The organism is Stenotrophomonas sp. STEN063 (genome assembly GCF_056854515.1).
Map to the genome: position 1 here is coordinate 86,968 of NZ_JBXFWF010000002.1, position 12,301 is coordinate 99,268.

Annotated in this window: 11 protein-coding genes; 5 read left to right on the plus strand and 6 right to left on the minus strand. The window is 60.8% G+C overall.

The window, feature by feature from the left end:
• Positions 1–61: 61 nt before the first annotated feature.
• The 4 genes from AC1VWL_RS01195 to AC1VWL_RS01210 all read right to left on the minus strand — a co-directional run bounded on the left by AC1VWL_RS01195 (position 62) and on the right by AC1VWL_RS01210 (position 4,272).
• Complete coding sequence (locus AC1VWL_RS01195) at positions 62–1,480, minus strand: sensor histidine kinase (RefSeq protein WP_482985455.1); 1,419 nt, start codon at positions 1,478–1,480, stop codon at positions 62–64.
• 101 nt (positions 1,481–1,581) lie between these two features.
• The gene (locus AC1VWL_RS01200; RefSeq protein WP_481533752.1) at positions 1,582–2,289 is read right to left on the minus strand and encodes a response regulator transcription factor; all 708 of its coding nucleotides are present in this window, start codon (positions 2,287–2,289) and stop codon (positions 1,582–1,584) included.
• 94 nt (positions 2,290–2,383) lie between these two features.
• Positions 2,384–3,226 carry a methylenetetrahydrofolate reductase gene (locus AC1VWL_RS01205; RefSeq protein WP_482985456.1) on the minus strand — a complete coding sequence of 281 codons (843 nt, stop codon included), beginning with the start codon at positions 3,224–3,226 and terminating at the stop codon, positions 2,384–2,386.
• 119 nt (positions 3,227–3,345) lie between these two features.
• Positions 3,346–4,272 carry a LysR family transcriptional regulator gene (locus AC1VWL_RS01210; RefSeq protein WP_482985457.1) on the minus strand — a complete coding sequence of 309 codons (927 nt, stop codon included), beginning with the start codon at positions 4,270–4,272 and terminating at the stop codon, positions 3,346–3,348.
• A 128-nt stretch (positions 4,273–4,400) separates the two neighbouring features.
• Between AC1VWL_RS01210 and msuE the strand changes: the two genes are divergently transcribed.
• From msuE to AC1VWL_RS01225, 3 genes are all read left to right on the plus strand, one after another.
• Positions 4,401–4,988, plus strand: a complete 588-nt coding sequence (gene msuE / locus AC1VWL_RS01215; protein ID WP_482985486.1) for an FMN reductase — start codon at positions 4,401–4,403, stop codon at positions 4,986–4,988.
• A gap of 74 nt (positions 4,989–5,062) precedes the next feature.
• Complete coding sequence (locus tag AC1VWL_RS01220) at positions 5,063–6,046, plus strand: DUF1852 domain-containing protein (RefSeq protein ID WP_482985458.1); 984 nt, start codon at positions 5,063–5,065, stop codon at positions 6,044–6,046.
• Positions 6,047–6,075: 29 nt separating this feature from the next.
• Positions 6,076–7,104 (plus strand): methionine synthase, encoded by a 1,029-nt coding sequence (locus tag AC1VWL_RS01225; protein WP_482985459.1) that lies wholly within the window; start codon positions 6,076–6,078, stop codon positions 7,102–7,104.
• A gap of 127 nt (positions 7,105–7,231) precedes the next feature.
• Here AC1VWL_RS01225 and AC1VWL_RS01230 read toward each other — a convergent pair whose 3' ends face one another.
• Positions 7,232–7,792, minus strand: coding sequence for a dihydrofolate reductase family protein (locus tag AC1VWL_RS01230; RefSeq protein WP_482985460.1), 561 nt, complete (start codon positions 7,790–7,792; stop codon positions 7,232–7,234).
• Between the two features lie 86 nt (positions 7,793–7,878).
• The gene (locus tag AC1VWL_RS01235) at positions 7,879–8,604 is read right to left on the minus strand and encodes a lysoplasmalogenase (protein WP_482985461.1); all 726 of its coding nucleotides are present in this window, start codon (positions 8,602–8,604) and stop codon (positions 7,879–7,881) included.
• Between the two features lie 199 nt (positions 8,605–8,803).
• Here AC1VWL_RS01235 and fdhD point away from each other — a divergent pair, with 199 nt between their 5' ends.
• Positions 8,804–9,646 carry a formate dehydrogenase accessory sulfurtransferase FdhD gene (fdhD, locus tag AC1VWL_RS01240; RefSeq protein ID WP_482985462.1) on the plus strand — a complete coding sequence of 281 codons (843 nt, stop codon included), beginning with the start codon at positions 8,804–8,806 and terminating at the stop codon, positions 9,644–9,646.
• Positions 9,647–9,966: 320 nt separating this feature from the next.
• Positions 9,967–12,243 (plus strand): FdhF/YdeP family oxidoreductase, encoded by a 2,277-nt coding sequence (locus tag AC1VWL_RS01245; protein ID WP_482985463.1) that lies wholly within the window; start codon positions 9,967–9,969, stop codon positions 12,241–12,243.
• Positions 12,244–12,301 lie beyond the last annotated feature (58 nt).

Below are 12,301 nucleotides of genomic sequence, written 5' to 3' on the forward strand. Positions count from 1 at the left end.
GCATTGCTGGCGAGCAGCTGCGGATTCCCGAAGCAGGCACCGGGCCGGTGGACGATCGCGCTCACCGCCCGCTTTCGGGCACTGTGTCGGGAGCATCTGCGAGGTCGCTGGCAAAGTGCATGGAAACCGTTGTTCCGATTCCAACATCGCTGTGCGCGCTGACACTTCCCCCCGCGCGCACGAGCAGGTCGTGCACAACGGACAGACCAAGCCCGCTGCCCTGCCCCCGGGGCTTGGTGGTAAAGAAGGGCTCGAAAGCGCGTGCCAACACTTCTGCCTCCATGCCTGTGCCGGTGTCAGCAAGATCCAGCACAAAACGACCGCCATCGTTTCGCGCCCGCAGAGTGAAGTCGCCACCACCGGGCATCACGTGATCCGCGTTCGCGGCCACGTTGAGGACCATCAGGTCGAACTGCATCCGGTCGAAGAACACAGGCGGCAGATCAGCTTCCAGTTCCATGTCAACTTTCACCTCCGGCCCCATCAACTGCCGCACCATTGGCAGGAGCGCCTTCAACGCTTCACCGGGCTCGAACCACTCCTCGATCCCATCCTCATGGTGCACCAGGGACAGCAGCCTACGCATCATCAGGTTGGCACGTGCCAGCGCCGAATCCACACCAATCAGGGACTCGCGCATCCGCACGCCATCATCGCTGCGTAGACCGCTGTGTACGTAGCCGCCTGCAACCGCCAGAACGTTGCCGAAGTCATGGGCGACGCCACTTGCAAGCCTGCCGACGGCCTCCATCTTCTGTGCCTGGACCAGCTGCGCGAAGGTTCTCTCGCGCTCAGCCATTTCTTCGCTCAGACGCTGGTTGGCAGTATCCAGCGCATCCCCGCGCCGCCTTGCCTCGAGAAAACTCTCACGCAGCGCTGCCGAACTTCGGTCAAGTACGACCGCGATCATCAGGAACATCGCTGTACTGAAGGCAGCGTCGCCCAGAAGCGCAGCCGCTTCCCCCTGGCGGCCAATGTCGACCCATATGCCCAGGAAGAAGGCCATGGTGATGCACATGAACATCAACCACAGCGCCAAGCGCCCGACAATCAGCGCCGCGATGGCCAGCCAGATCGCCAGTACGGGTTGATCAAAACGCTGCGCTCCAAAGCCGGAGCTCAAATACGCAGGAATCAAGGTCACGCTGAAGATGCATAGCAATGCATATGCTGCGGCCTCAAACTTCCCCTTGCGAATGAGGAAGAAGCTCATTGCCGAAACGCAGATCACGGACAGGCTCAGCACCATGCTGGTCACTTCACCGGGCCGCCAGGGAATGTCCACCAGGAACGCCCGGTAACACCAGGCCGCCGCCGGCAATGCCGCCAGAAGAAAGGCGATCAGCTGGAGCATGGGCGCATTGCGCCGATTGACCGGATCGGCGATGGGTACGTCACGCAACCATTCCAGCAAGCCCCGCCATAGCCGCGGGCCGACGCCCCACACGCTTTCAGCTGGCACCGACAGTTTCTTGTCCATCCCTGATCTCTTCACCTTTCTCTCCGTCCAACATTAGGATGGAACAGTTACCAGCAACTCTGCAAAGGGCGCGGAGCCGAACCGCCGAAGGCAGAGATTGTCTACAGGAGCAGGAGATAGCCGATCCCGCGGACCGTGGTAAGCGGCAACTCGCTTCCGGTCGTGGCGTGGACCTTGCGTCGCAGGCGATGGATCAGCATTTCAAGGCGGTGGAGATCGAAGTCCTCTCCTCCGCTGCCCAGATGCTGGAGGACAAGGTCCCGTGCCACCACGCCTCCGTTGGCGTCATCCAGCATGACAAGGAACAGGCGCTCCCCCTCGGACAAGGCCACCTCTGTCCCCGAAGGCGACAAGAGGCGCCAGCCCTGTGCGATCAAGCCCCATCCTGCCCGGGCTGGATCACGCGGAAGGGGTGTGTGCATACCCGGTGACGTCCGCCGCAGGACGCTGCGCACTGTGGCGGCAAGCACATCGATATTCACCGGCTTGGAGAGATAGGCGTCCGCCCCCTCTTCCAGCCCGCGAACGTGGTCCTCCGAGCCGCGCCGACCGGTCAGCATCACAATGCCCACATCACCAAGCTTGCGCAGATGCTGCGTGACCATGAAGCCACTCTCATCCGGCAGGCCGACGTCCACGATGAACAGATCATGGGGACGGAGACTCAACGCCCGGTACAAGTCCATTGCACAGCTCACGCCATGGACCTCGAAGCCCGCCTGCCTCAGCCCGGGAACAAGGATCTTCTCGCGCAGTTCATCGTCGTCCTCCACCACCATCACGGACAGTTTTTTTGCTTGCTCCTGCATGCCGTCTCTACGCGGTGACAAGCGCGCATGATCGCACCTGCCGTTGGCCACGTCATTTCATCCCGAGAGCCGCAAAGCCGCGTCGTAGCGGCCATCAGCGCTGGTTGCGGTAGTGCTCAACCCATTCCAGGGACTGGTCGATGCCGCCAAACGGGAAGATATGCAGGCTTACGGTTCCATGCGCTTCCGTCAGCCCGCTGGCCAGGCGCTCAACAAACCGATCCGGCCCGGCCGTTCCAAACAGCTTGCCGATCGAGATGCCGTACTTGGACCAGATCGACGCGCTTGCACTGACACCACACATCGCCGCATAGCGCGCGAGCACGGCAATCCCTGCTGGGCCTGGCACCCCTACCCGCACTGGCTGACCGATGCCGCGCTCGCGCAGCGCGGCCAGCCACCTCAACACGATGTCGGCATCAAAGCCAAACTGGGTGACGATCAGCGGTGCCATGCCACGGTTCTCGATGCTGCTGCACTTTCGTTCAAGCACCTGCCAGCGCTGGCTTTCACTCATCACCGGGTGACCTTCAGGATGCCCGGCCACGCCAACAAGCTTGATGCCTGAGCGTTCCAGCACACCGGTTTCAATCAATGACGCGCTATCGGCAAACGGTCCCTTGGGGCTGGGCGAATCCCCGGCAATCACGAAGCAACGCTCCACACCCGCCTCATGGACCGCCCGGGCGATGAACGACTCCAGCTCAGCGAGCGAGGCGATTCGGCGCGCCGGTATATGCAGCTGGGGCTCAAAGCCCAATCCGCGAACTGTCGCGGCAGCGGCCAGTCGGGCGGCATTGTCTTCACCCGGCAGGTAGGGAATGAAAATGGTTGAGCCGGGCGCTATCCGGGCAGCAGCTGCAGTCAGCGCTGGAATGGCCTTGGCGCCAACTTCCAACGAGTAGCCAGCAGTGATGTTGTTCGGAAGGCTATGCATGACGGGATGATTCAAAGGTATTGCAGTGGTGGCTTTCGATTCAGCCCCCCCACGCGCTCTGATCGAACGGGCGAGGCAAGGCGTGGTTCCATGACGTTATTGCTCGGGGTTCAACCAACCTATCTGGTTGCCTGCTCCTGCCCAATAGTCGAGGCAGCCACAGCGGTTGAGTGCCGGGCCAGCTCGATGAAGGCGCGCACGTAATCGATGCTGGTGTCCGTTTCACGCGCGCCGAGGAAGATCTGTTTGGCGATCCCGCGTGCGCCCAGCCGCACCGGCAGCACGTCCATCCTGCTTGCATATTCTTCCACCAACCAGCGTGGCAGCGCGGCCACGCCGCGGCCACTGGCCACCATCTGCACCATGATGTCGGTGGTTTCGATGGCTTTGTGCCGCCGGGGAGTGATGCCTGCCGGCAGCAGGAACTGGCTGTAGATATCCAGGCGCTCGATGTCCACCGGATAACTGATCAGGACCTCGCGGGCCAGCTGCTGCGGCTTCACGTAAGCCGCCGACGCCAATGGATGGTCCTTGGCCACGACCAGCACCTGCTCGTAGTCGAACACAGGCTCGAACTTCAGGCCCGGCTTGAACAATGGGTCGGGCGTAACCAGCAGATCGATCTCGTAGCCGAACAGCGCGCCGATACCACCGAACTGGAACTTCTGCCTGACGTCCACGTCCACGTCCGGCCAATCAGCCAGATAGGGCGATACCACCTTGAGCAGCCATTGGTAGCAGGGATGGCATTCCATGCCGATGCGCAGTGCACCGCGCTCACCCTGCGCGAACTGACCCAGGCGCTCTTCGGCCAGGTCCAGCTGTGGCAACACCCGGTTGGCCACCGCCAACAGGTACTGCCCGGATTGGGTGAGCCGCAGGCTTCGACCTTCGCGCAGCCAGATGTCGGTACCCAGCTGCTGTTCCAGCTTGCGGATGCTATGGCTGAGGGCTGACTGGGTCAGGTTCAACACGCCCGCGGCCGCAGTCAACGAGCCCTGCTTCTCGACCTGCTGGACGATGCTCAGATGGATGCGCTCAAGCATGTGAATGAATTTTCTTCATGGAATCGTGAAATTAAACCATTTTACCTCATGGAAATCTGTAACTAGGATCGAACCTCACCAGCTGCTCCATTCAGCTGACTGACGATCCAGCTCCCATGAAGGCAGAAATGACACACCCTCCCCCACTTCGCGTCGTCGCCGTTTCCGGCGGGCTGCAGCGCCCCTCCAAGGCCGCAGCCCTGGTCGAGCATCTGTCGAAGCTGATTGCAGCCGAGGTTCACTGCGAAACCCAGCTCGTCGAGCTGGGCCAGCTAGCCCGGCACATGGCCGGCACGGTCAGACGCAGCGAACTGCCCGATACGGTGGAACTCGGACTGGCAGCAGTCGAGCAGGCGGATGTGCTGGTGGTGGCGACGCCGGTCTATCGCGGCTCCTACACGGGACTCTTCAAGCACTTCTTCGACTTTATCCATCAGGACGCATTGATCGACACGCCCGTTTTGTTGGCCGCCACCGGCGGTAGCGAGCGCCATGCGCTGATGATCGACCACCAGCTGCGGCCACTTTTCAGCTTCTTCCAGGCACGAACCTTGCCGCTGGGCGTGTACGCGACCGACAGGGACTTTGCCGGTCACACGCTGCACAACGCGGAGCTGCTTGAACGGGCCAGGCTGGCGGTAGAACGCGCTTTGCCGGTCATCGAGCTGACACGCGGCACCGAAGCACGCCCCGCCAGAGCCATCGTCGCTGCCTGAAAGCAAAATCCCCTGCCGCATCAGCGCAGCGCTGTGCCGGCCCCTATCCGCAGAACCTACGGTAGTGCACCGCCATGAAAGACAGTTTTGAATTCAGCATCAAGCGCATCCGCTTCGATGAAAACTACCAGCCATTGGACAGTACGCGGCTGACAACTAACTTCGCCAATCTGGCCAGGGGCAACAGTCGCCAGGAAAACCTGCGCAATACGCTGAGGATGATAGACAACCGGTTCAACAGCCTTGCCGGTTGGGACAACCCGATGGGAGACCGCTATTCCGTTGAGCTTGAGATCATCTCGGCCGAGATGGACGTACTGGGCGCAGGCCAGACCGATGCATTTCCGCTGATCGAGATACTGAAGACAAGCATCGTTGACCGTCAAACCAAGACACGCATCGAAGGAATCGTTGGCAACAACTTCTCGTCCTACGTGCGTGACTATGACTTCAGCGTGCTGTTGCCGGACTACAACAGCAACCGGACAGCTTTTTCCACACCGGATGATTTTGGCGACCTGCACGGAAAGCTGTTCAAGCACTTCGTGAATTCGCGCGCCTACAAGGAGAACTTCAACAAGCTGCCGGTGATCTGCATCAGCGCATCCAGCAGCAAGATCTACCACCGCACCGCCAATCACCACCCCGCGCTCGGCGTGGAGTACCTGCAGAACGAGCTTTCCTCAACCGATCAATACTTCGCGAAGATGGGAATGCAGGTCCGCTTCTTCATGCCGCCGGACAGCGTTGCGCCGCTGGCGTTCTACTTCTTTGGTGACCTGCTGGGCGACTACACCGACCTGGAACTGATCGGCACCATCAGCACGATGGAGACCTTCCAGAAGATCTACCGGCCCGAGATCTACAACGCCAACTCTGCGGCAGGAAGTGTTTACCAGCCCAGCCTGAAGCACCAGGACTACTCCCTGACAAAGATTGTCTATGACCGTGAAGAACGCAGTCAGCTGGCGATCAAGCAAGGACGGTTCACCGAAGAGCATTTCATCAAGCCGCACCGGCAGACGCTGGAACGGTGGGCCGCTGCCTGCCCGCTCTGATCACTCCAAGGAAAATGAATCTACCCGCCATGAAGAAATTGTTGCCCACCTCAACCGCTGGCAGCCTGCCAAAACCCGGCTGGCTTGCCCAGCCAGAGAAGCTCTGGTCACCGTGGAAGCTGCAGGACCAAGAATTGCTTGAAGGCAAGCAGGATGCGCTACGCCTTTCGCTGCACGAACAGCTGCAAGCAGGCATCGACATCGTCAGTGATGGCGAGCAGACCCGCCAGCACTTCGTCACCACCTTCATCGAGCACCTGGATGGCGTGGACTTCGAGAAGCGCGAGACGGTCAGGATCCGCAATCGCTACGACGCCAGCGTGCCAACCGTCGTGGGCGCGGTCAGCCGGCAGAAGCCGGTCTTCGTCGAAGATGCCAAGTTCCTGCGCCAGCAGACCAGGCAGCCGATCAAATGGGCGTTGCCTGGGCCAATGACGATGATCGATACGCTCTACGATGATCACTACAAGAGTCGCGAGAAGCTTGCCTGGGAGTTTGCCAAAATCCTCAATCAGGAAGCCAGGGAGCTGGAGGCAGCGGGCGTCGACATCATCCAGTTCGACGAACCCGCCTTCAATGTCTTCTTCGATGAAGTCAATGACTGGGGTGTTGCCGCACTTGAGCGGGCGATCGAAGGGCTCAACTGCGAGACTGCCGTTCACATCTGCTACGGCTACGGCATCAAGGCCAATACCGACTGGAAGAAGACCCTGGGCTCGGAGTGGCGTCAGTACGAGGAATCCTTCCCGAAGCTGCAACAGTCCAATATCGACATCATCTCGCTGGAATGCCAGAACTCGTATGTTCCCATTGATCTGATCGAACTGGTACGTGGCAAGAAGGTGATGGTGGGTGCCATCGACGTGGCCAGCGACATCATTGAAACCCCAGAGGATGTAGCCAGCACCCTGCGCAAGGCACTGCAGTTCGTGGATGCGGACAAGCTCTATCCGTCCACCAACTGCGGCATGGCACCGCTGCCGCGCCACGTGGCCAGAGGCAAGCTGCATGCACTCAGTGCCGGTGCAGAGATCGTTCGGCGTGAACTAGTGGCCTGAACTACGTAGCCCGGGTAAGCGCAGCGCACCCGGGACAAGGATTTGGCGGCCGCCAGAAGCTGGCTTCCGGGCCAGCTTCGGGTGTCCACCAAATCGCAAAGACATTGCGTTACGTTGCAAGCCACGGTCAGCCGCACGCGCGCCGGTAATGCATGGCAACCGCGCCGTTGCGCAACGGCGTCGATGAGATCATTTCAAGTCGCCGGGTGTTGGCCAGCCCGCGCTGGTAAAGCGTCGGGCCGTGCCCGGCGATCCTGGGGTGAACGAGGAACTTGTACTCGTCGATCAGACCCAGCCTATCCAACTCGGTAGCGAGCATGCCGCTACCGAGCAGCACGCCAGCCGGCGTCGCCTCCTTGAGCTTCTGCACGCTCGTGCGCAAGTCCCCGCCGATATGGTGGCTGTTGGTCCAAGGGAACGCTGTTCGCACCGACGACACCACGTACTTCGGCTTGACCTCCAGCCCGATCGCCCAGTCACGCATCGCCTGCGTGGCTTCCACTTCGCCGCGAGCAACTGCCGGCCAGTAGCTCTCCATCATCTCGTAGGTGACCCGTCCCCAGAGCATCGCCCCGGCTTCATCCATAAGGCGACTGAAGAAGGCGTGTGTCTCGTCGTCGGCGATGCCCTCCTGATGGTCGATGCAACCGTCCAGGGTGATGTTCAGGCTGAAGGTCAGAAGTCCCATGCGAGCGTGCTCATGGTTGGGCGTTCCACTGGATTGTCGCCCGTCGGCGGACGCATTGCAGTACCGGGCTGGTATCCCTGTCGCAATCAGCCTGCGCTTGCTTGCACTCCGGCAACTGACGAGGCGAGGATGATCTGGGCAACATAGTAGAAGGGCAGTCCCCAGAGCTTGTTGCTGGCACCCAGTGCGACGAAACGATTGCGGGCAACAGCGATGTCGGAGATCGCGAACATCACCGCACCAACTGCAAGCCGCCACGTTCCGGAGGCAGCGCTTGCGGCGATCGCCAGGGCGCACATGGCAACGATAGCTATCACGTACGCCACAACCGCGACGCGATAAAAGGCTTTCAAATAGCTCCAGAGCCAAGCGATTACCGCGATTCCAAGACAGCCGATGACGGCGAACGCTATCGCCAGCGTCGTGCTGGCAAAGGGCAGCGATGCAAACGCTATCGCATAAGCCACATGCGCAAGCAGGAAGCTGGCCAAGCCAAGCAGGAAAAGCTGGCTCTTCTGGGACAGCAGCAAGACGTCCCCTACCCACCCAAGCCCCAGTCCGACCAGGATCAATTGACCATAGGCAGATGCAGTCGCGTCGAGCTGAAGTGCCAAGGCCAGGAATGCCGTACTGGCGAGGATCTTCAGCAAAACTTTGGCAAGCTTCCAGCTACGGTACTCGCAGAGGACCAGGACGGCACAGGCAGCAAGGCAAACGACGATTGTGGAGCCTGTTGTGGTCACCATGGTGGTCTGCGTTTCCCCAACGCTTTTATAAAAGGCGGATGCTGTCGGCTGCTTCATGGCAGCCATGGGGCAAACAATTTCCCCGCCGACGATTCACCAAGCTTGCCGTGGCCAGCACCTGATAGGCAACCGACCCGACCGATGGGCGTTCCATGGTGTTGCACCCGCCTGGGCACGCCCATCACATGCTTGCGCTATTCTTCGACCCAGGACGCACGCTCCAGAACTCCACATCGCCCAGCCACGCCGTCAGGTCGCCGCCCGCATGTCCAGAGTCGATCCAACTGCTGCCGACGAAATGCCTCCGGGAGTCGCCGCGAGACGAACACTCCGCTGGTGCAAGGGGGAGCGGAGCACCATCGTCGACAGCGTAGCCGAGGAAGTGCCCGTTGCGATGCATTACAACGGTGTGCCCTTCTCGGTAATGATGGCCACACCGTCAGATCTTGAAGACCTGGCACTCGGCTTCTCGCTGACCGAAGGTCTGATCACCGATGCGGCCGAGTTTATCGAGGTCGAGGTAAGCCCCTGCATCGAAGGCGTCGAACTTCGTATGCAGGTGGCCAGCACAGCACCGGCGGCCTCCCTGCAAGCAGGTTCTGCCCGTGCATTACCCAGCCGCAGCGGCTGCGGCTTGTGTGGCGCACAACTGCTGGAGGACGTCATGCGCCGGATACCCCCGATCGAGAGGCCCTCGACCTTTCCGCTTGCTTCATTGCGGTTGGCCCTGTCGTCGCTTCCCGGAATGCAGCCCATGAACGTGGCTACCGGCTCCACCCATGCCGCGGCCTGGGTGCAGGCGGATGGTCGAATCACGCATGTTCGCGAAGATGTCGGCCGGCACAATGCACTGGACAAGCTGGTGGGCGGCCTGCGGCGTGGTTCCGTATCGACCGACGCCGGCCTGGTTCTCATATCGAGCCGGGCCAGTTACGAAATGGTGAGCAAGGCGGCGCACGCTGGCATGGCGGTTGTTGCTGCTGTTTCCGCGCCGACGGCACTTGCCATCGACCTGGCGAGCGCGGCCGGCATCTGCCTGATCGGTTTCGCCCGCCGTGACCGATTCAACGTGTACTCACATCCAGAGCGATTGCTTGGATTTGACTAGGGAATGCCGAGGCATAGGAGGCAGCGAACAGGCCAAAGCCAGAGAAGCCCGTTCTGGAAATCACATGAAGCCAACATTCATACGCTCAGTGTTGCAACCATGGCTGGAAGTGCTGCATTGACCGGGATGAAGTCCGGTTGCTACCACCCGGGAGGTCCGCTTGATGATCACTTCGTCTCGACTTGATTCTGCGTTGCTGGCCAAAAGCAGCCTTTCAGGCCCGCATCGCAAGTGACCAGATCGGATCGTCCTGGCCGGACCACGGATTCAGGCTGTCCCTCCCCTTCCTTGATGTGCCAATACAAGAGTGAGACATCACCATGAGCGAGAAGGACGTCCCCGGTATTCGCAAATACGATGCTCCGGCAGGCGGCTGGGGGGCGCTGCGGGCAACGGCCAAGGCGATCAGTGATCAGATGGCCGCCCCGGAAGCTGCGATCACGCTGTTCCGGACCAACAAGCCGGAAGGCTTCGATTGCCCCGGCTGCGCGTGGCCTGACCGCAAGCACACCTCGACTTTCCAGTTCTGCGAGAACGGCGCGAAGGCCGTGACCTGGGAAGCCACCAAGAAGCGGGTCACCCCCGAGTTCTTCGCGGCAAATACCGTTTCTTCACTTCTGGAAATGACAGATTTCCAGCTGGAGGACCAAGGGCGCCTGACCCATCCCTTGGCCTATAACCCGGACAAGGACATCTATGAGGCGGTGGAGTGGGATGAGGCGCTCAGCCGGATAGGGCAGATCCTGCGCGAACAGCCAGACCCGAACATGGTCGAGTTCTACACCTCCGGGCGCGCTTCCAACGAGGCTGCTTTCCTCTACCAGATCTTCGCTCGTGAATTCGGAACGAACAATTTCCCCGACTGCTCCAACATGTGTCACGAAGCCACGAGTGTTGGCCTGCCGTCATCGATTGGGATCGGCAAGGGCACCGTCTCCCTGGATGATTTCGACGCCTGCGAGCTGATCATTTCCATCGGGCACAATCCGGGGACCAACCACCCCCGCATGATGGGTACGCTGCATGAGGTTGCACGCCGCGGCGCTCCCATCATCGTGCTCAATCCACTGCGCGAACGCGCCCTGGAGCGCTTCGCCGATCCGCAGGATCCGCTGGAGATGGCGACGCTCGGGGCAACGGAGATCGCCTCTTCCTATCTGCAGCCGCGCATAGGCGGCGATGCCGCAGCACTGAAAGGCATCATGAAGGCCCTGCTGGAGATGGACGCTGCCGAGGGCGGAGACGCCGGCATTCTGGATCGCGCCTTCATTGAAGAACACACCCGGGGATTCGACGCCCTCGCCAAAGACCTGCAGGCGGCGAGTTGGGACGGAATCGTGTCCGAATCAGGCTTGCTTGAGGACGACCTGCGCAAGGTCGCCCAGGCCTATGCCAAGTCCAACGCCACCATCATCACCTACGGCATGGGGATTACCCAGCACAGCACGGGCACCAGGAATGTCCAGCAGATTGCCAACCTGCTGCTCCTGCGTGGCAACTTCGGCAAGCCCGGCGCGGGAATCTGTCCATTACGTGGGCACTCCAATGTGCAGGGGGACCGCAGCGTCGGCATCACCGAAAAGCCCAGCGTCGCGATGATCGATCGAATCGAAAAGCGGTTCGGGTTCCGCGCGCCAGGCGAGCATGGCCACGATGCCGTTGCTGCGATGCAGGCCATCATCGAAGGCCGCTCGACCGTCCTGATCTGCCTCGGCGGAAATCTGGCAGTCGCGCTACCTGATGGCGACGCCTGTTTTGCTGGCATGCGTAACCTGGAGATGTCGGTACACGTTGCGACCAAGCTCAATCGTAGTCATCTGCTGGTCTGCAAGAACACTTTCATCCTGCCCTGCCTCGGCCGAACCGAGCTGGACATTCAAGCCACCGGGCCGCAGGCGGTCACCGTGGAAGATTCGATGTCGATGGTGCATGCATCGCGGGGCAAGCTGAAACCCGCCTCTGAGCAGTTGCGTTCAGAGCCGGCAATCGTTGCCGGCATAGCCAGTGCAACCCTGCCATCGAGTCGCGTGCAATGGATGGAAATGGTGGCCGACTATGACCTGATACGCGAAGCCATCGAAGCGGTGTTCCCCGATTTTTCGGACTACAACGCCAGGATCCGGATTCCCGGTGGCTTCCGCCTGCCTTTGCCACCTACCGAACGCATCTGGCGCACCGGCTCTGGCAAGGCCGAGTTCCTCCGCTTCCCGGGACTGGCTGAAGACCCGAAACCCGTCGACAACGCAGTACTGAGGCTGGCCACCATCCGCAGCCACGACCAGTACAACACCACGATCTACAGCCTGGATGATCGCTACCGGGGCGTCTTCGGCCGTCGCGATGTCGTGTTCATGAACGAAGCGGACATGAGCGAGCGCGGGATCCAGCAAGGGGATCGGATCCGTATCAGGACGGCGCTGGACAACGAGGGCCACAGGATTCTTGAGGACGTCATTGCCGTCAGCTACCAGATTTCCCGGGGCTCGGTAGCGACGTATTACCCGGAAGGGAACTGCCTCATTCCACTGAGCTACATCGACCCTGCCAGTGGCACGCCTTCCTACAAATCAGTGCCGGTGCACATCAGCCGGGCATAGTTATCTTCCCGCCTTCGTGACGCGTGATGATTGAAGACTGTCAGGCCAACGGCTTCGA